Genomic DNA, 19,615 nt, shown 5'->3' on the forward strand with positions numbered 1-19,615 from the left:
TTTTTCCCGGTCTCTTCCCCATGCCGTTTTCACAAAATCCGACACCGCATATTTTCGCAGGCCATGCAGTACGCCGAACTCTTTTGCCAGAGTAATTTTTCGTTTCTCCAGGGAGCCTCCCACCCGCAGGAGCTGATCAGTACCGCCCATCGGCTTGGCTATCAGGCCATCGCCATTACCGACGAGTGTTCCATGGCCGGCGTGGTGCGGGCCTATGCCGAGCTGGAAAAACTGAAAGCGAAAGGCAGTACGCTCAAGCTCATCTGTGGCAGTTTCTTTCGCCTTACAGACAGCCATCAGCGGCTGGTTTTACTCGCCCCGGACAAATCTGCTTATAGTGAAATCTGTCGCCTGATCAGCACCTCGCGCCTGCGAACGGAAAAAGGGCGGTACCGCACGGGCCTCGAAGATATTCTCAACCACAGCAAACACACACTCTGCCTGTGGCTACCATCCACCACACTACTGGAAATTCCACAGGCACTGAAGGAGCACTTCCCGGAGCGCCTCTACATCGCACTCAATAACCGCCTGCAGCCAGAGCAAAACCTGCGACAACAGCAACTGATCGAGTTTGCCCACAACCAGAGACTGCCACTGGTCGCCACCAGTGCGGTACTGATGCACAGCCGCAGTCGCAAGCCACTGCAGGATGTGCTGAATGCCAATTACCACAATTGCACCCTGGACGAGCTGGGCTATCGGCTGGAACAGAATGCCGAGCGTTATCTCCGCACAATGCAAGAAATCGCCGGTCTGTACCCGCAGGATGCCATCGCCAACACACTCGCCATCGCCCGGCGTTGCCGCTTCTGTCTCTCCGAACTGAAATATCAATATCCGGCGGAGGTGCTGCCAGCAGGAAAAAACGCCAGTAGACATTTACAGGAACTGGTGCAAGAAGGGATTAAAGTCCGCTGGCCCGGTGGCCCCAAGCCTCATATACAGCAGCAGATTGTCACCGAACTCGAACTGATTGCGGAGCTGCAATACGAGCATTACTTTCTCACCATTCACGATATCGTCCAGTACGCTCGCAGCCAGCACATTCTGTACCAGGGCCGAGGTTCCGCCGCCAATTCCGTCGTGTGTTACTGCCTGTTCATCACCGAAATAGACCCGCACAAGATCGGCCTGCTGTTCGAACGTTTTATTTCCCGCGAGCGTAATGAACCGCCGGATATCGACGTGGATTTCGAGCACGAGCGGCGTGAGGAAATCATCCAGTACATTTACCGCAAATACGGCCGCACACGCGCCGGCCTCGCCGCCACCAAAATCACCTACCGTTTCAAAAGCGCCCTGCGGGATATCGGCAAAGCGCTGGGATTGAATGCTGCCACTATTGAGCGCTTACAGGCGCAGCGCACCTGGTGGGACAAACGGGAAGACTTCCCCGCACAGATGCAGAACGCCGGTATCGATCCCGGTGGGACTACAGGCCGGATGCTGCCGCTCCTGCTGCAGCAGATCTCTGGATTCCCGCGACATCTGTCCCAGCATGTGGGCGGTTTCGTCATCACCCAGCAGCCACTCAGCGAACTGGTGCCTCTGGAAAATGCCGCCATGGAAGACCGCACCATCATCCAGTGGGACAAGGAAGATATCGAAGACCTGAAACTGATGAAGGTGGATATCCTTGCCCTCGGTATGCTCACCGCCCTGCGCAAGTCACTTACCTACATGGCCCTGTACGGCAGAAAAATGACGCTGCAGGACATCCCCCCGGACTGCAAAGCAACCTATGAAATGATGTGCCGCGCCGATACCGTCGGCGTCTTCCAGATCGAGTCCCGCGCGCAGATGAGCATGTTGCCGCGGCTGCAACCACGCACTTTTTATGAACTGGTGATTGAAATCGCCATTGTCCGCCCCGGCCCCATTCAGGGCGGCATGGTGCACCCCTATCTGCGCCGCAAACAGAAACTGGAACCTGTACGTTACCCGCACACAAACCTGGTTTCGGTACTTGAGCGCACTCTCGGTGTGCCGATTTTCCAGGAGCAGGTCATCAAGCTTTCCATGGTCGCGGCCGGCTTTAGCGGCGGTGAAGCCGATGAACTGCGCCGCGCCATGGCCAGCTGGGGCAAGAACGGCAACCTGCTGGTCTTTCGCGAAAAGCTGGTCAACGGCATGCTCGCCAACGGCTACGAACGCAACCTCGCAGAACAGCTGTTTGAGCAGATGAAAGGGTTCGGTGCCTACGGCTTCCCCGAATCCCACTCCGCCAGCTTCGCCCTGCTTGCCTACTTCTCCGCGTGGATCAAACATCACTACCCGGCGGCCTTCTACTGCGGACTGCTGAACAGCCAACCCATGGGGTTCTATGCCCCCGCACAGCTGGTGTACGACGCCCAGCGCCACCACGTCAACGTGCTACCCATCGATGTTCGCAGCAGCCACTGGCACCACAGTCTGGAATTTGCCGATCAGGGAAAACAGGCTCCCAGCCTGCGCCTCGGCATGCGGCTTATCCCCTCTCTACAGGAGGCCACCGCGAACAATATCGTCCACGCCCGTGAGCAATCCCCATTTAGTGACATGGCAGACTTCCACCAACGCGTACCACTGCCCCCGGAACAACGCAGCGCGCTCGCCAGCGCCAACGGTTTTCAAAGCCTGTCGCAAAACCGCCAGCACACCACCTGGGACACGCTGAGCCATCAGCTGGACCAGCTGGCAAGCTACCATATTCCTTCGGAAAGCAGCCTCGAAGACAACACCTATAACGACTATCAGAGCACAGGGCTCACGCTAAACGAACACCCCATCGCGCTGCTGCGCAGGCAACACCAGTACCGCAAGCTCACAAGAGCCTGCGACCTCCCCAATTGTCGCGATGGTCAGCCAGTAAAACTTCTCGGCCTCACCACCTGCAGGCAGAGGCCCGGCAGTGCATCAGGCGTCATGTTCCTGACACTGGAGGATGAAACCGGTGTGGTCAATGTGGTGCTATGGGAACAGGTACAAAAACGCTACCGGGCCGAGATCAAAGGGGGAAACATCCTGATCGTTGAAGGGCGGCTACAGATCAGCACGAGCCCCGGAGAGCACCCCTTGTCCGTGATTCATCTGGTGGGGCAGAAGTTGTACTGCCTCGAGTGGGGGCATATCCAGAGCGTCAGAAGTTTCCACTAATCTAGTGGCCCCAAGTACCCGGCAAGCGGGCTACCCGGCTGGAATTTCACCGGGCACCGGAGGCACCCTGGCATCCGATGATTCTGACACTTCCTCCGGCGCGATCAGGCTGACAATTTGCCAGTCCGCCTCAAGCGCTAACTCGTCGGAAATAGTGCAGATATGGATTTTCCCATGTGGATCCACCGCGTACAGACGCGTGGCGCGATTGCCGTATGTCTTGTAGTAATCGTCGAGCGTAAAGGACTCCGTCAGGCGTGTGGTCCGAATCACCGCCCCTTTCGCCACCAGGCTGGCAAGGCGGCCGTAGGTAGCGTTCTCGGAAAACAGAGCCAGTTTTTCTCGATATTCCTGCGACATCCGGTGGCTGGCCCGCCCCTCCTGCACCCCCTCGCGCAAACCGAGCACCGTGTCCTTTCCGAGCACATGCTCGTAGTGGTATGTCACCAGCGGATTGAGCTGCCGGTAGGGAGACAGCACCAGCACCTTGCCCACGGCGGACAGATCCATCGTCAGGCTCGCGTGCTCCGAAATCGGATTGCCGTAATACGTGGGGATATTTTCCATGCGCGCCTCACGGATAGCGTCCCAGTTGGTATCGGCGATCCGCACGGAGACCCCCTTATCCATCAGATCCTTCGCCAGCATGCGCGCGAACTTACCGCCACCAAAAATGAGATAGCCGCTGGGGAAGGGGGCGCGGACACCCAGCAGCTTCGCCACCGTCTTCGACGTCAGGCTCTGCAGAACCACCGTGGCGATAATCACCAGAAAAACCAGCGGCACCAGCAGCTCGGATTTTGGCAGCCCAAGGGTATCGAGCTTCAGGGCAAACAAGGCGGACACCGCCGCGGCCACAATACCCCGCGGCGCAATCCAACTGAGCATGGCCAGCTCACGCCAGCTCAAACCGGAGCCGGGCGACGACAGGAAAACCCCCACAGGTCGGGCCACAAACATAATCGCCGCCAGCACCAGCAGCGACCCCCACCCCAGCTGTGCCAGGGTAAAAAACTCCAGCCGCGCCGCCAGCAATATAAACAGCGCGGAAATCAGCAGCACACTCAGGGTTTCCTTGAACTCCAGAATGTCATCGACATCCAGGTTCTTCATGTTCGCCATCCAGATGCCCATCACCGTCACCGTCAGAAGACCCGACTCGTGCGTCATCAGGTTGGAGGCGGCGAAGGCCCCAAGCATCAGGGTCAGCACTGCGGTATTACGCAGATAGTGCGGCACCCAGTTTTTCCTGAGTAATGCCCCCAGGAAATAACCCATCAGGGAGCCAACCCCGAAACCGATCACAACCACCTTCAGGAAAGTGAGCAGCGCATGTTCAAACGCACCGTGAGACGCGACGATATATTCATACACCAGCACCGCCAGCAGCGCGCCCACAGGATCGATCACAATGCCCTCCCAGCGGAGGATATTGGAGATCCGCGCATTGGGCCGCACCGAGCGCAGCATCGGTACGATTACCGTGGGCCCGGTCACCGTAACAATCGCACCGAACAGCGCGGCCAGATGCAGCGGCATCCCAAGCGCGTAATGCGCCGCGGGCGTAGCGATCAGCCAGGTCACCAGTACACCCACCGAGCACAGATTGCGCACCATCGTGCCGTGCCCGGCAATATCAGAGAACTTGAGCGTCAGCGCCCCCTCAAACAGGATGATCGCCACCGCCAGCGACACGACAGGAAAAAGCAGATCACCGAACAACGCATCCGGATCGAGCACCCCAGCAATCGGCCCGAGCACAAGGCCCGCCAGTAACAGCGGAAGAATGGCCGGCAACTTCAACCGGTAAGCAAGAAACTGGCAGGCAATTGAGACGAGCCCCACCAACACCAACAGTGCCATAGGGTTCGAGAAAATCTGTTCCATAGAAAGCGCAGGCCAATTGCAATAAGAAATGACCCAGCAGGTTATAGACTGGCGAACCACCCGGCAAGCCGGGCCTTACTTCGTCAACTGGTGATCACTAGTGCCGGTTATATTTGGCCTGCATATACAACTGGTCTTTCAGACGCGCACGCTGGACCTTCAGTTCTTTGAAATGGTCATCATCCGTAGCCACACCCCGCTCCTCAAGACCACGAATCACCTTGTCCAGCTTGTGGTAATTGTCGCGGTCGTTCTTGAACTGGATACTGTCCTGGACCAGGTGGCGGATACTGTCGGCGAGATCGGGAAACTCGGTTTCCAGGGTGCGGGAAGGGATGGCCATTGGCAGTAGCTCCTTGTGATTGGTGCTTCATCGGCGAATTGTAGTCTCCGGGCAACAAGTAACCACAGGGTAAAGCCGCTCAATACGCGCAATAAACAGCAGAAGTAGAGTTTGACCAACACCTTCCGACTTGACCCGCACGGTCAAATACCCTAGAACACCCTAACACCACCCACGAAAGACTTAGCCAATATGACCACAGGCGCCGGGGACCGACAGCACGACTACCTGGAACAAATCCGCCGATTCCTGTCACAACAAGACGGCCTCGCCGCCGCCTGGCTTTACGGCTCCCGGGCCCGCGGGGAATACGGAGACAACAGCGATTTTGACATTGCCGTCGCCCTCAACAATTTCGAAAAAACTTACTCAGAACGCCGCCTACTGCCAGAAATCATGGCACAAGACCTCACCGCGCAACTGGGGCACCTCGTGCAAGTAGTCGATATCAGCCTTGCCCCGATCACCCTCGCCATCAATATTCTCGAAGATGACCATCCGCTGTTGATCAAGGATGAATTGCGTTACTGCCGGGAAACCAACCGAATTTACGGACTCTGGAACGATCACTGCTGGCATAAGGCGGAAACGCACAAGGAAAAGGCATGAACTACCAAGCCTATTGCGATGCAATAAATGAACAAGTGGATATCCACTCAAGACTGCTAAAGCAGATCAGTGAAAAGCAGACCCTCGGGCTCCTGGAACGCACCGCTGCCGAACGCAGCCTGCAAATTCTTGTAGAAGCCGCCATTGGTGCCGCCAAACATACCAGTAGGAAGCTCAAGCTCCCGGAACGCACCGAGGCCGTCAGCAGCATTATTCAGTTACTGGAAAACCAGCCATTAGACGACGTAACCCCTCAAGAAATGAAAGGCGCCGTAGGCATGCGCAATGCCATTGTCCACGACTATCTGAACCTGGACTGGGAGCTGATACAGGAAGTGATCACTGAGAAGAAGTACCTGAAACTCGGGCAGTTCGTCAGGCACTGTTGCGTACTATTACTCCGCGACTAACCCGATCTACCAGCGACTGCAGTTCCTCATCTTCCGCCATCCGAGTCTTTATACGGCGCACGGGCCTTATACCGGCCACGGAACAACGGCCCGTCCCGCTTTTGCAGACGATTGAAACGCTGGGTTTAAACGCCATTAATAAATATGCCGCATCGCACGGCTGAGATTGCCTTCGGGGGTATGCAATAAAAGATGGTAGTGATTGCCCATCAGGCAATAGGCACGGACCTGAATGGAGAATCGTCGGTGCACCCCCGCCAGAGTGTCGAGGAACGCGGAAAAACAATCCGCATCGAGAAATGTGCTTTGCCGAGCTAGGCCGCGATTCATCACGTGGTACCAGGCTCCGGGGTATTCCAGTCGTAAAGGTCTGCTCACGAGGTTAAAAAGAGCTGAATTCTGTTATGTCGAGATTTGTCCCCTAATTTTTAATCTGACCTGACCCAGATTTGCTTCCGCTAATCTAACCCCATAACAAAAAACCCCGCGGATGCGGGGTTTTTCGATGACTAACTGTCAAAGTCAAGACTTAGCCACTAGCCTTCGGTTCTTTAGCTTACGGAACAGTTAATTGAACGGCCCGCTGTAGTACAGCCAGTTCCGCTCATCACCCACTTAACAGCTTGGTTAGCGTTAATCGTAGGAGTAAGAGTTACTACCAATTTGGTACCAGAAGTATCAGTAGCGGTAGTAGTCAAAGTTATAACACCATCAGCCACCGCAAGCTCATCAACGTAGTTGATAGTTGCACCAGCATTACCGGTTGCAATAGCTCCGCCGATACCATAAGCACCGGCATCACAGTCTCCCAAGTTGCCGCGCTCAGCAATGCAAAGAGAAATTGTGGTTTTATAAGATGCAATACCGGCAACTGCACCAGCTACCTTTGTACGCTGTTGGTAGTCAGAATATGCTGGCAGTGCTACAGCAGCCAGAATACCAATGATCGCAACAACGATCATCAATTCAATAAGAGTAAAGCCCTGTTGCTTTTTCATTGTAACCGTCTCCATACAGACTGTTGTTTTTGGATGAATCCCGTGAGGAAATCGGGAATTACGATACCCGCAATACGGTAAAACGCGCAAGCGCGAAAATTGCACTGAAGTGGCGGTTTGAAAGGAAAGTCACGCGGCGAACGATTAAAAAATAGGCGAACACGTCAATTATCGCTCAATCAATAGAATTCGGTGACGAATTTTGTCAGTAAACTTCTGATGTTCGAGACGGAGTCCTAACCAAACCTTTGAGTGAAAAATATCAACCTATTGGCTGCCGAAACTGGGGGAAACTTTCCGATATCTCACGGCTAAAGGCAGGCAACAAACCTAGTTCACAGGATGCAACCCCGGCCCTTCAGGGTCATTGGCGGGTGCTTTTATATTCGCTATATTGATCGACCTTCTGGCAGCACCAAGATTTTCCTTGCACTCCCAGAGACTTACGTCCAGCAATTAAACTAAAGTAAAACGTTTCCCGGCGCACGGTAACCATAAGTTCTATGAGCACCCCCCCACTTAGTGGCCTGGCCAAGCGGCTGGTACTCGACAATGCCCTGGACGAGACTACAGCCCAATCTGCCATCAAGGCCGCCAAACGCGAAGGCCACAGCTTTGCCCAGCATGCGGTGGACGCCAAGCTGATCAAAAGCCGCGAGCTGGCCAATATTGCCTCCACCGCCTTCGGCTCGCCGCTGTTTGACCTGTCCAGCTACAACTTTGATCTGCTGCCCAAAGATATCGTCGACGAAAAACTGATCAGCAAGCATTTTGCCCTGCCTTTGTACAAGCGCGGCAACCGCCTGTTTGTGGCGGTGGCGGACCCTACTAACCTGGCGGGACTGGACGAGATCAACTTCAACACCGGCCTCAACACCGATGCGGTGCTGGTGGAAGCAGATAAACTCTCCAAGGCCATTGAAAACTACCTGAACAACAGCGACGTAGGTGGCGGCTTAGAGGGGCTTGACGACGAAAGTCTCGATGGACTCGATGTTGAAGCCTCTGAGACCCGGCGGGAAGACGAGGCTGACCCCGGTGGCGATGAAGCACCAGTGGTGCGCTTTGTCAACAAGGTATTACTGGATGCAATTCGCACCGGCGCATCGGATATACACTTCGAACCCTATGAAAAGCTCTACCGGGTGCGGCTGCGCACAGATGGAATTTTGCACGAGGTAGCGCGCCCCCCGATCCAGCTGGCCACCCGCATCTCCGCGCGTTTGAAGGTTATGTCAAAGATGGACATTTCCGAGCGCCGCGTACCGCAGGATGGCCGCATCAAGATGAAACTGTCGAAGACCAAGGCCATCGACTTCCGCGTAAACAGCCTGCCCACCCTGTGGGGAGAAAAAATCGTACTGCGGATTCTGGATCCCTCCTCTGCCAAGCTCGGTATCGACGCATTGGGCTACGAGGAGTTCCAGAAGAAGATCTATATGGATGCCCTGGCGCAGCCTCAGGGTATGATTCTGGTTACCGGGCCCACCGGCTCCGGCAAAACCGTATCCCTGTATACCGGCCTGAATATTCTGAATACGCCCGAGCGCAATATCTCCACCGCGGAAGACCCGGTGGAAATCAATCTGGAGGGCATCAATCAGGTCAACGTCTCCAACAAGGTGGGGCTGAATTTTGCCGAGGCGCTGCGCTCCTTCCTGCGCCAGGACCCGGATATTGTGATGGTGGGCGAAATCCGGGATCTGGAAACCGCGGAAATTGCCATCAAGGCTGCACAAACCGGACACCTGGTGCTCTCCACCCTACACACCAATTCAGCACCGGAAACCCTCACCCGCCTGATGAATATGGGGGTTCCCACCTTCAACATCGCCACCTCGGTAAGCGTAATCATTGCCCAGCGGCTCGCGCGACGGTTGTGCGGAGAGTGCAAGAAACCCGCGGAATTGCCGGAAGAAGTACTAAAAGAAGAAGGCTTCGATACAGTCACCATCCCCAGATCCGATTGGAAGATATACCAGCCGGTGGGCTGCGAGCACTGTTCCAAGGGCTACAAGGGGCGCGTGGGCGTGTATGAAGTGGTTCGCATCACTGACGGAATTTCGCGCATTATAATGGAGGGCGGCAATTCCATTCAGATTGCCGATCAGGCAAGAAAGGAAGGCTTCAATAACCTGCGCATCTCAGCGCTGCGCAAGGTGGTGATGGGCGTTACCAGCCTCGAAGAAGCTAATCGGGTCACCAAAGATTAAAATTACAGGCCTGATGCCTGAACAATTGATAAGAAAATCGGGAATCTCACCATGGCCAAAGCCGCCACAGCAACTGCCTATACGTACAAAGGTGTTGATGCCAAAGGAAACGTAGTTGAGGGTGAAATCAATTCGTCCAACCCGGCATTGATCAAAGCCCAGTTACGTCGCCAGGGAATTATTGCCAGCAAGGTACAGAAAAAGCCCAAGCCTCTATTTGGCGGAAGTAAAAAAGTAAAACCTGGCGACATTGCCATCTTCACCCGCCAAATGGCCACCATGATGAAAGCCGGGGTACCACTGGTACAAAGTTTTGAGATTGTCGCAGACGGCCTAGACAATGCGGGCCTAAAAGAGCTGATCAATAAAATTCGCGATGACGTGGCTTCAGGGACCGCCTTTGCCGACGCGCTGCGCAGGCATCCACTCTACTTCGACGATCTGTTTTGCAACCTGGTCGCCTCCGGCGAGCAGTCTGGTGCGCTGGAAACCATGCTCGACCGCATAGCAACCTACAAAGAAAAAACTGAGTCACTGAAGAAAAAGATCAAAAAGGCCATGACATATCCTATTGCGGTCATGGTTGTAGCTGTAGTTGTGACAGCTATTCTGCTAGTAAAAGTTGTACCTCAGTTTGCGACCACATTTCAGGGCTTTGGTGCCGATCTACCGGCTTTCACCTTATTTGTTCTAAGTATTTCAGAGTGGATGCAGGCCAACTGGTTCTTCGCCTTTCTTGCCATTGTGGCGGGCGTTGGCGGCACCTTAGAAGTAAAAAAACGCAATAAAAATGTTGCCAATTTTTTTGACAAATTAGCACTCAAACTGCCAATTCTCGGGCAAATCGCCTACAACTCGATAGCCGCACGATTTGCACGCACGCTTGCCACTACCTTTGCCGCCGGTGTCCCACTAATCGACGCGCTGAAGTCCGTTGCCGGAGCAACCGGTAATGTAGTGTATGAAGATGCCACATTGAAGATCCGTGATTCAGTGGCTACAGGTGTACCACTTAACGGCGCAATGCGAGTGTCCGGCTTATACCCCACTATGCTGATACAAATGACCGCGATCGGTGAAGAGTCCGGTGCACTGGATGAAATGCTCGGCAAGGCCGCGGACTTTTATGAGGAAGCAGTGGACAACATGGTGGACAATCTTACCGCGTTAATGGAACCTATGATTATGTCGATCCTCGGTATACTAGTTGGTGGACTGATGATCGCCATGTATCTACCCATTTTCCAGCTCGGTCAGGTTGTCTAAACAAACGAATTCACAATGCTCGAATATATTTCTTCCCACCCAGCGCTGCTTATTAGCAGCGCTTTTATTTTAGGCCTGCTTATCGGCAGCTTCCTTAATGTCGTCATCCACCGCCTCCCCATCATGATGGAGCGGGAATACAAGCAGGATTTCTACAGCTATTTTGAAAAGACACCCTCTGCCGACGAGCAGAAGCAGCTTTCCGAAACCTACAACCTGGTGCTCCCCCACTCCCACTGCCCTAAATGCAATACAGTGATCAAGCCCTGGCAAAACATCCCCATCATCAGTTACCTGCTGCTGCGTGGTAAATGTGGCCACTGCGGTACCGCGATTTCCAAGCGCTACCCGCTGGTGGAGCTGGTCACCGGGATTTTGACGGCCATTGTTGTGTGGCAGCTGGGTTTTACCTGGCAGGCGCTGGCTGGGGTGTTTTTTACCTGGGCGCTGGTGGCGCTGACAGGGATTGATTTCGACAAACAGCTGCTGCCAGACAATATCACCCTGCCCCTGCTGTGGGTGGGGCTGCTAATCAATATCTGGGGCGTATTTGTACCGCTGCAGGACGCCGTCATCGGTGCGATTGTCGGTTACCTGTCCCTGTGGGCTGTATTCCATCTGTTCAAGCTGGTTACCGGCAAGGAGGGTATGGGTGCGGGGGACTTCAAGATTCTCGCGGCCATTGGTGCCTGGTTTGGCTGGCAGTCGGTGCTGCTGGTGATTCCGCTTTCCGCGGCCGTAGGCGCGCTGGTGGGAATTGTCTGGACGCTGGTTTCCGGGCGCGACAAGAACCTGCCCATCGCCTTTGGACCCTATCTGGCCGGCGCGGCATGGATTGCCATGCTGTGGGGCGAACAGATTGTGGGCTGGTATTTCCGTATATCCGGACTGAACTGAGTGGCTGATTCCGTGTTTATCGTGGGGCTGACCGGCGGTATCGGCAGTGGCAAGTCAGCCGCCGCGGCGCGCTTTCGGCACCACGGGGTGAATGTGGTGGATGCGGATTGGGCGGCACGGGTGGTGGTGGAGCCGGGGCGGCCGGCGCTGGCTGCCATTGAAGAACATTTCGGGCCGTCGGTGATTCAGGCAGATGGCACGCTCGACCGGGCGGTGCTGCGCAAGCTGGTGTTTACTGATCCCGCCGAGCGGCGCTGGCTGGAGCAGCTGACGCATCCGCTGATCCGCGAGGAAATCGTCAGTTCTCTGGCGGGCAGTGCGCAAACGCACTCCGCACCCTACGCAATCCTGGAATCCCCGCTGTTGATCGAATCCGGCCAGTCAGAGCTGGTGCAGCGGATCTGTGTGGTAGACCTGCCAGAGGCGATGCAATTAGCGCGCGCCAGTGCACGGGATGCCAATACCCCGGAGCAGATCCGCAAGATCATGGCAGCGCAACTTTCACGGAAGACACGGTGTGCAAAAGCAGACGATATTCTGGATAATAGCGGCTCGCTCGAATCCCTGAATGCACAGGTGGACGCGCTTCACGGGAAGTACGTTCAACTGGCATCCCAATCCTGATTGTTGTTATTTCCATGTCTGACCGCTCTTCTTCCGACACACCAACCCTCGCCTGCCCTACCTGCAAGAAGCCCATTGAGTGGAGCGAGAAGTTTCCCCACCGTCCGTTCTGCTGTGAGCGCTGCAAGCTGATCGACCTGGGGGAGTGGGCCAGCGAGGGGCACAAGATACCGGGGCAGCCGGTGTATGACGATGTGTTGAGTGACGATTTGGACCCGGCCAAAACTCGGCACTGATACCGGGAGTGCCGAGTTCCTGTTCAACAATCAGTGCTGGTTTCCTACCCGCGCGCGTGGAGTGGTAATTTCAACGCTTGCGTTTAACTCCCGCTCTCCTAAGTGGTCATTTTCAATAAACGCCGGACCAATCGCCCGGCAGCCCGGCAGCGGCCGAGGCTTGATACGTTGGTCGATAAATGCGGCCACGTCTTCCTTGGGGGCGCGGTGGTCGCCGCCCTCTCTGGGTTGTAATTTGTCTCGGTACTCTGCTCCACTCCACATGTACAAGGTGTGTTTAGCTTCAATGACCTGTGTCTCCGTGCAGTGGAACAGAGGGAAGTGATCCTCCGAATTGTGAATGGTGGCCTTTTCCCGCTTCGCGGGCTCGGATAGCTCCACCACAATCGTGGACATGATGTTTTCCATCAAACGGAGGTAGTTGGTAAGGGGGGAGCGTTGTTTACGGTATGGGTTACCTGAGTTATACAGACTGCGCGATACATCAAATGTGGCGCGCAGGCAGCGGCGGTGGCCAATAGGGCATAACCAGTAAAATTCATCTGAGCCCATCCGCAACGGTTGGGCTTCAAAATAAAACCAATTTCTCCCATTGAGTTCCAACCATTGAGTATTCAGTGGTGCCAAGTAGCAGGGCCACAGGTACTCGGTGAGGTCAAAAGGATCTCGACTCTCACCATAACCCTCGTGGTAGCTGCCCAACCAACCTTCACTGAAGTACCCTCTCGCATAACGCAGCAGATCGTCACGACGAAACAAACTACAGTTAACCGGCAGCTCATCCACCTCTTCCACCACCAGTTGCACTTCCAAGCCACCGACACTTGCTCCATCCAACAGCGGTCTTCCGGTGAAGTTCCATCCGCTGCTCCAAATGGTTACACGACGATCCGCGCGTTCGCTACCGGCCGGTTTATGACTGGGAATATGGCGGTCATATTCAATTAATTCGAAAGTGCCAGTTGCATCCAAATCAAATACGGCTGGCTCTTGCCCAAGTGCAAATGACATATACGCGTTGGGTAATAGTGGGGGAGCCTGGAGACTGACTCGAGTTCCAGATAATTCTTTGACTACTGGGCGAGCCTTATGCCAGCTGGGCCCCTTAGGTTTTTTCTCGCTGCCAAACCACATAATATTATCCTGACACCGTTTGGGTTATGGCTTGTTGGGTTTATTGATCAACTGCTGGAGCTGATCCCCGGTACTTTTAAAGTAGTGATTGCGTGCACCAGGCAGTGAGGCTACGACTGTTGGTGTCAGTTTATGCAACGCTTTGACCACCGCCGCGGCCAAAGCTGCGGAACCGCCGGTTGAGGCAGCCAACCCTGCTGCCATGCCGGTCATCCCCCACTTTTTAATCAGGTAGTCACCGGTCTGCCACGCCAGGTTAACGCTCTTGCCCAAACGATCGCCCCGGGGAGTGTGATGGAGCAAATCATTGCCCGCGCTGAGCAATGGCGCCAATCCCAACTGTTCGCCGCCGATTGTCTGTGTCAAACCCGGCGCCGCGTTGTGCCATTTATCATCCTGAGTGTCCATATTCAGTTTCCGGCGCGCACGATCAGCGGTGAAACGACTGCGGGTGTGGTCACTGAGGAAGATCTTCTGCCGCTGTTGCAGGTCAACCTGCCCCCGTCCCAAGAATTCCATAGCTTCGATCAGTACCCATGCACCCTCACCATGGCTGGTCCATTCCACATGCAGCCCCTGCTGATGGGCTTCGAGCATGTGCTGGGCGAGAATGCGTGCGGCCTTCTGTTGCTGCTCCGATCCATAATTGCCAAGAGACTTCAGGGTTCGCCAACCGGCAATCCAGGCACCGGTCTCTGGTGGCACGTAAAGCAGCTGGAAGCCAGATTGCACCAATACGCTGAGCTTGGATTGATCGCCCCGACTAATATGGTTGGCCATTATTCGCACAGCGTCATTTGCTTGGGCAATCTGCCCGTTTATCCCAACCTTGACAGGCGATGTGGCACTTCCTTGTTGAGTTTTGGAAGGTATTAACTTTGGACTGGGCTTCTTGGGAAAAGTGAAGCGCCCTCTATTATTCGTCGCAATTTGCCACAATGCCGGATGTCTCTTTTCAGCAACATCCGCGGTAACCATCCGAATTGCCACTATTTCCACATCCGTCTGACAATCCCCGTAGTAACTGTTCAGTTCATACTCAATCTCAAATCCTCCGGCCACCAGCAAACGGCGTGTGGGGTGATTGGGTTTGAGCATGCTGTTGACGGGGCTGGCGGGGCCGCGGAGGCTGTCGACGGCTTTAATCAGGACCTGAGCATGATAGCCGGCGCTGCTCTGCTGGGTGCTGAGCTGGCGAAAGTTGTCGAGTATCTGCCTCTGGCTGCCGTTGGCGAAGATGGCGCGTCCGGAGTCGCGTTTTCCCCAGGCCTGGAGGGCGTTGGATGTTTGGGTGGCAGGCAGCTGTCCCATGGCAAATTCCTTCTGCGTACGGGGTTGTTCCATTGACTTGTTGCCGGTACCTCCGGCGTTCGCCGAAGATTAACAAACACGCCAAAACGCTGGCAAAAATAGTTGGGGTACTGTGGTTCCAGGTAGTGCAGGGAGCGCGAAGCTCCAGCTCCGCAGTTGGCGGGCTTGGTAATTATGGCGTTATCCGCAGTGCGGAGCCGGGCTCCGTGTTCCCGGTCCTATTCCGCCAGCCACAAACGGACTTTCAATCCCCATTTCGACGTCATTCCCGAAGTTACCGTGCTCACAATTCCTTCACGATCGACGATGGCAATGGTAGGGGTTACCTGCAGGCCCCAGCTGGCGCTGAGCGCGCCGGTGGGGTCGTTGATGGTGCGGAACATCAATTCGTGCTTTCGCTGGTAAGCGGCCACTTCTTCCGCACTGCCCGACTGCAGGGCTACGCTGATGATTTGATGATTTTCGGAAAGGTCGGATACCGCCGGCGATACTACGCGGCAGTAGCCGCACCAGGTGGCCCAGAAGTAGATCAGCACCGGTCCCTGTTCGGTCATGGTCTGCAGATCCAGTGACGCCCCGCTGATATCCTCTGCCGTCAGTTGCGGCGCTTTTCCTTTGGGCATATGGCGGCTGTGGTAGCCAGACACGACGGTGATAATCACGGCCGCCAGCGCCATAAATTTACCCAGCGACCACAGCGCACTTCGCCATTTCACGGCCCGAACCCCATTCACTTCCCGACCTCTTCACTCAGTAACCGCAAGTCCACCACCTCGATCTCACCGCGGATATACCGCCACTGCAGATTGAAACCACACAGCGCCATGCCATAAATCCGTTCCGGGTCCGGTTGCTGGTAGGCCGGCTTGGGGTCCTGGGCGAGGACTTGGTGAATCAGTGCCGGCAGGTCGGTACCCCAGTCGTCGCGGTAATCCCGGGCCACTGTGAGAATGGCTTCGGGGATGTTGACAGCGATGGATGGCGGTGCGGCTTCGGCGAGTTCACTGCGGGCATCTACCACAGCATCGGCATAGGGTATGTAGGGCTTGATGTCGAGAACGGGTGTGCCGTCCAGCAGGTCGGCACCGGCGACGATCAGCTCCACTCTGGGGGCTGTGCGCACTTCGATCAGACGCACCACAGACAGGCCGATATTGTTGGGGCGAAATGGTGAGCGGGTGGCGAAGACACCGAGCTTTTTGTTACCGCCAAGGCGCGGCGGGCGCACTTTGGGAGACCACTGGCCGGCGACCTCATGAAAGAGCCAGGTGAGCCACAGGTGACTGTGCTGTTCAAGCCCGGACACGGCATCCGGGTCGTTGTATGGCGGTAACAGTTCGATGGATGCGCGGCTGGCATCCGCCAGCAGGGGCTGGCGGGGGATGCCGAACTTGTCGCTGAAGCAGGAGTGGGTGGTGGCAACGGGTTCGATCTTCAATGGCTGCCCTTGTCTATCCCGCCCATACACAGGTATTTGATTTCCAGGTAGTCGTCGATACCGTATTTGGAGCCCTCGCGGCCGCTGCCGGATTCCTTGATGCCGCCGAAGGGAGCCATCTCATTGGAGATAATGCCTTCGTTGATACCCACCATGCCGTATTCCAGCCCTTCCGCCACGCGCCAGATTCGGCCGATATCGCGGGCGTAGAAATAAGAGGCGAGCCCGAATTCCGTGTCATTGGCCATGCGGATGGCTTCTTCCTCGCTGTCGAACTTGAACAGCGGCGCCACCGGGCCAAAGATTTCCTCCTTGAACAGACGCATGGTGTCGTTCACATCTGCCAATACTGTCGGGGTAAAGAAGCACTCACCCAGATCGCTGGGGCCACCTTCGCTCAAGGCCTTTGCGCCTTTACTAACGGCATCCGCCACCAGTTCTTTTACATCTTTTACCGCACCGGTATTGATCATGGGGCCGACTTCGGTGCCCTCATCAAAACCGTTGCCGACTTTCAGCGCCTTAACCGCGGCGGTGAATTTTTTGGCGAATTCTTCGTACACTCCCGACTGCACCAGAATGCGGTTGGCGCACACGCAGGTCTGGCCGGCATTGCGGTATTTACAGATGATCGCGCCTTTGACGGCGGCATCGATATCCGCATCGTCAAATACGATAAACGGCGCATTGCCGCCAAGCTCCATGGAGGTTTTCTTCATGGTTTCCGCGCACTGGGCCTGGAGCTGCTTGCCCACGGCAGTGGAGCCGGTGAAGGTGAATTTACGCACCAGCGGGTTGCTGGTCATCTCGCTGCCAATTTCCCGTGAGCTTTTGCCCACCACCACGTTGAATACGCCTTTCGGCACACCGGCCTTTTCGGCCAGAACCGCAAGGGCCAAGGCAGAGAGCGGGGTTTCCGAGGCGGGTTTGGCGATGAACGTACAGCCGACGGCCAGCGCCGGGGCAACCTTGCGCGCAATCATGGCACTTGGGAAGTTCCACGGCGTGATGGAGGCGGTGACACCCACCGGCTGTTTGACCACAACAATGCGCTTATCTCTGGAGGGCGGCGCAATCACATCGCCGTAGGCGCGCTTGGCCTCTTCCGCAAACCACTCCAGGTAGTTGGCGCCGTATATGATCTCGGTTCTGGCTTCACTCAGGGGTTTGCCCTGCTCCGCGGTAAGGATTTTCGCGAGGTCGTCGACGTTGTCGAGGATCAGGTTGTACCAGTCCCGCAGGATTTTCGCGCGCTCCTTGACCGTGCGATCGCGCCAGGCGGGCCAGGCGTTATCGGCAGCTTCGATGGCGCGGCGGGTCTCTATGGCGCCGCAGGAGGCTAGGGTGGCAACGACATCACCGGTGGCGGGGTTGGTGACGTCGAGGGTATCGCCGCTGTCGGCGTCGCGCCACTCGCCATTGATGTAGGATTGTTTGCGCAGCAGGTCGGGATTGTTGAGTTTCAGCATGAAGGGCTCCTTTCCTTATTCTTTCCTTATCCTTTTCGGTACTCTTTCGGGTACTGGCGAATCCGCGGCCGTTCGCCTGCAGGCGGGCTCCTACGGAGTTCAATAAAGGCAATCATTCGTCGGCAAGTTTAGCCTTGCGTCCAAATGATCGCCTTTGCCTAAAGGGTATTGCGCCGCCCCGCGTGAATCTCCGTGCTTATTTTTTCTTTTTCACAAACTTCATCAGGCGACGCTTCTTGGCTTTCTGGCGATCGCTGAGTTTGTTTTTCTTGCCCTCGTAGGGGTTTTTGCCGGTACGGAATTCGATTTTTACCGGGGTGCCGTGCAGTTCCAGTGCCTGGCGGAAGGTTTTTTCCAGATAGCGAACGTAGTGGCCCGGCACTTCGTCGGTCTGGTTGCCATGGATCACGATAATCGGCGGGTTCTTACCGCCGGCGTGGGCGTAGCGCAGTTTGATGCGGTTGCCGTTCACCAGCGGCGGTTGGTGCTCACTCACTGCCCATTGCAGAATCCGCGTGAGGTGATTGGTGGACAGTTTGTCGGTGGCGGACTGGTAGGCGGCCTCAATGGACTGGTACAGGTTGCCGACGCCGGTGCCGTGCAGAGCGGAAATAAAGTGAATATCCGCAAAGTCCACAAAGCGCAGGCGACGCTCCAGTTCGGTTTTTACATAGTCGCGGTGGTCTGGGTCAAGACCGTCCCATTTGTTCAGCGCCACCACCAGTGCGCGCCCCGCCTGGATGACGCTGCCCATCAGGTGCAGATCCTGGTCGACGAGGCCTTCGCTGGCATCGATCACCAGCACCACGACATTCGCATCTTCCACCGCCTGCAGGGTTTTGACGATGGAGAATTTCTCTACCGATTCCTTGACGTTCTTGCGGCGGCGGATGCCGGCCGTGTCGATGATGGTGTACGGCTTGTCGTCGCGGGTGTAGTTGATATACACGCTGTCACGGGTGGTGCCGGGTTGGTCGAACACCACAACCCGGTCCTCTCCCAACAGGCGGTTCACCAGGGTGGACTTGCCCACATTGGGGCGACCGACGATGCCGATCTTGATACCTGTGGCTTCTTCTTTTTCTTCCTCTTCCGCCGGAGCCGGCAGACCTTCGATCAGGCGCTCCATCAGCGAGCGCACACCGCGGCCGTGCGTGGCGGTGGTAGGGAAGAGTTCTCCGATGCCAAGCTCGTAGAATGGCGACAGGGCAATGTCCGGATTGACGCCATCCACCTTGTTGGCGACGAGGATGGTGGGCTTGGAGCGCACGCGCAGGCGCTCGGCAATCATTTCATCCGCCGGGGTAAGGCCAGCGCGGCAGTCCACCATGAACAGGACATAATCCGCCTCTTCGATGGCCTGCATGGATTGCTGCGCCATGGCGGCATCGATGCCCTCTTCCCCGCCACTGATACCACCGGTATCGACGAGGATCATTTTGCGGCCTTCAAACTCCGCTTCGCCGTACTTGCGGTCGCGGGTGAGGCCCGCATAGTTCGCCACCAGCGCGTCGCGGGTTTTGGTGAGGCGGTTAAACAGGGTGGATTTGCCCACATTGGGGCGCCCGACCAGGGCGATTACAGGCAACATAATTCGGGTCTACGTAAAGCAAAAATGGTTTTGCCAGAAATACGAACGCCC

18 protein-coding genes are annotated in these 19,615 nt (G+C 56.0%); 8 read left to right on the forward strand and 10 right to left on the reverse strand.

The window, feature by feature from the left end:
* Positions 1 to 63 precede the first annotated feature (63 nt).
* Positions 64 to 3,138 (forward strand): error-prone DNA polymerase, encoded by a 3,075-nt coding sequence (locus tag C3938_RS02140; protein WP_105101622.1) that lies wholly within the window; start codon positions 64 to 66, stop codon positions 3,136 to 3,138.
* Between the two features lie 30 nt (positions 3,139 to 3,168).
* Here the strand turns inward: C3938_RS02140 and C3938_RS02145 are convergent, their stop codons facing one another.
* Together C3938_RS02145 and C3938_RS02150 are read right to left on the reverse strand one after the other, a co-directional pair.
* A complete protein-coding gene (locus tag C3938_RS02145) occupies positions 3,169 to 5,025 on the reverse strand; it encodes a cation:proton antiporter (RefSeq protein WP_105101623.1) in 1,857 nt (618 codons plus the stop codon).
* A gap of 97 nt (positions 5,026 to 5,122) precedes the next feature.
* Positions 5,123 to 5,368 carry a YdcH family protein gene (locus C3938_RS02150; RefSeq protein ID WP_105101624.1) on the reverse strand — a complete coding sequence of 82 codons (246 nt, stop codon included), beginning with the start codon at positions 5,366 to 5,368 and terminating at the stop codon, positions 5,123 to 5,125.
* Positions 5,369 to 5,560: 192 nt separating this feature from the next.
* On the opposite strand from C3938_RS02150, the gene mntA reads away from it, so the two are divergent.
* Together mntA and hepT are read left to right on the forward strand one after the other, a co-directional pair.
* On the forward strand, positions 5,561 to 5,977 hold the full coding sequence (gene mntA / locus C3938_RS02155) for a type VII toxin-antitoxin system MntA family adenylyltransferase antitoxin (protein ID WP_105101625.1): 417 nt from the start codon (positions 5,561 to 5,563) through the stop codon (positions 5,975 to 5,977).
* Complete coding sequence (hepT, locus tag C3938_RS02160) at positions 5,974 to 6,387, forward strand: type VII toxin-antitoxin system HepT family RNase toxin (RefSeq protein WP_105101626.1); 414 nt, start codon at positions 5,974 to 5,976, stop codon at positions 6,385 to 6,387. Before mntA ends, hepT begins: the two co-directional genes overlap by 4 nt.
* A 135-nt stretch (positions 6,388 to 6,522) precedes the next feature.
* Here the strand turns inward: hepT and C3938_RS18360 are convergent, their stop codons facing one another.
* Both C3938_RS18360 and C3938_RS18325 read right to left on the reverse strand, forming a co-directional pair.
* Positions 6,523 to 6,765 carry a transposase gene (locus C3938_RS18360; RefSeq protein WP_418903561.1) on the reverse strand — a complete coding sequence of 81 codons (243 nt, stop codon included), beginning with the start codon at positions 6,763 to 6,765 and terminating at the stop codon, positions 6,523 to 6,525.
* A 173-nt stretch (positions 6,766 to 6,938) separates the two neighbouring features.
* Positions 6,939 to 7,385, reverse strand: a complete 447-nt coding sequence (locus C3938_RS18325) for a pilin (protein ID WP_105103170.1) — start codon at positions 7,383 to 7,385, stop codon at positions 6,939 to 6,941.
* A 503-nt stretch (positions 7,386 to 7,888) separates the two neighbouring features.
* On the opposite strand from C3938_RS18325, the gene pilB reads away from it, so the two are divergent.
* The 5 genes from pilB to yacG are packed head-to-tail and all read left to right on the forward strand — an operon-like array spanning position 7,889 to position 12,621.
* Positions 7,889 to 9,598, forward strand: coding sequence for a type IV-A pilus assembly ATPase PilB (gene pilB, locus C3938_RS02175; RefSeq protein WP_199775470.1), 1,710 nt, complete (start codon positions 7,889 to 7,891; stop codon positions 9,596 to 9,598).
* Positions 9,599 to 9,649: 51 nt separating this feature from the next.
* Positions 9,650 to 10,864: a type II secretion system F family protein gene (locus C3938_RS02180; protein ID WP_105101628.1), complete on the forward strand. Its 1,215-nt coding sequence runs from the start codon at positions 9,650 to 9,652 to the stop codon at positions 10,862 to 10,864.
* A gap of 15 nt (positions 10,865 to 10,879) precedes the next feature.
* Positions 10,880 to 11,761: a prepilin peptidase gene (locus tag C3938_RS02185; protein ID WP_105101629.1), complete on the forward strand. Its 882-nt coding sequence runs from the start codon at positions 10,880 to 10,882 to the stop codon at positions 11,759 to 11,761.
* Positions 11,762 to 12,385, forward strand: a complete 624-nt coding sequence (gene coaE, locus C3938_RS02190) for a dephospho-CoA kinase (RefSeq protein ID WP_233998605.1) — start codon at positions 11,762 to 11,764, stop codon at positions 12,383 to 12,385.
* A gap of 14 nt (positions 12,386 to 12,399) precedes the next feature.
* The gene (yacG, locus tag C3938_RS02195) at positions 12,400 to 12,621 is read left to right on the forward strand and encodes a DNA gyrase inhibitor YacG (RefSeq protein WP_105101630.1); all 222 of its coding nucleotides are present in this window, start codon (positions 12,400 to 12,402) and stop codon (positions 12,619 to 12,621) included.
* A gap of 30 nt (positions 12,622 to 12,651) precedes the next feature.
* Here yacG and C3938_RS02200 read toward each other — a convergent pair whose 3' ends face one another.
* The 6 genes from C3938_RS02200 to der form a co-directional block, all read right to left on the reverse strand.
* Positions 12,652 to 13,755 (reverse strand): hypothetical protein, encoded by a 1,104-nt coding sequence (locus C3938_RS02200; RefSeq protein ID WP_105101631.1) that lies wholly within the window; start codon positions 13,753 to 13,755, stop codon positions 12,652 to 12,654.
* A 24-nt stretch (positions 13,756 to 13,779) separates the two neighbouring features.
* Positions 13,780 to 15,066, reverse strand: a complete 1,287-nt coding sequence (locus tag C3938_RS02205) for a hypothetical protein (RefSeq protein WP_158681526.1) — start codon at positions 15,064 to 15,066, stop codon at positions 13,780 to 13,782.
* A gap of 218 nt (positions 15,067 to 15,284) precedes the next feature.
* The gene (locus tag C3938_RS02210) at positions 15,285 to 15,782 is read right to left on the reverse strand and encodes a protein disulfide oxidoreductase (RefSeq protein WP_233998606.1); all 498 of its coding nucleotides are present in this window, start codon (positions 15,780 to 15,782) and stop codon (positions 15,285 to 15,287) included.
* A 14-nt stretch (positions 15,783 to 15,796) separates the two neighbouring features.
* On the reverse strand, positions 15,797 to 16,504 hold the full coding sequence (tsaA, locus tag C3938_RS02215; RefSeq protein WP_105101633.1) for a tRNA (N6-threonylcarbamoyladenosine(37)-N6)-methyltransferase TrmO: 708 nt from the start codon (positions 16,502 to 16,504) through the stop codon (positions 15,797 to 15,799).
* Positions 16,501 to 17,973: an NAD-dependent succinate-semialdehyde dehydrogenase gene (locus tag C3938_RS02220; protein ID WP_105101634.1), complete on the reverse strand. Its 1,473-nt coding sequence runs from the start codon at positions 17,971 to 17,973 to the stop codon at positions 16,501 to 16,503. Before C3938_RS02220 ends, tsaA begins: the two co-directional genes overlap by 4 nt.
* Positions 17,974 to 18,169: 196 nt before the next feature.
* Positions 18,170 to 19,564: a ribosome biogenesis GTPase Der gene (gene der, locus C3938_RS02225; RefSeq protein ID WP_105101635.1), complete on the reverse strand. Its 1,395-nt coding sequence runs from the start codon at positions 19,562 to 19,564 to the stop codon at positions 18,170 to 18,172.
* Positions 19,565 to 19,615: the final 51 nt, after the last annotated feature.

This window comes from Microbulbifer pacificus (genome assembly GCF_002959965.1).
Taxonomy (GTDB): Bacteria; Pseudomonadota; Gammaproteobacteria; order Pseudomonadales; family Cellvibrionaceae; genus Microbulbifer; species Microbulbifer pacificus_A.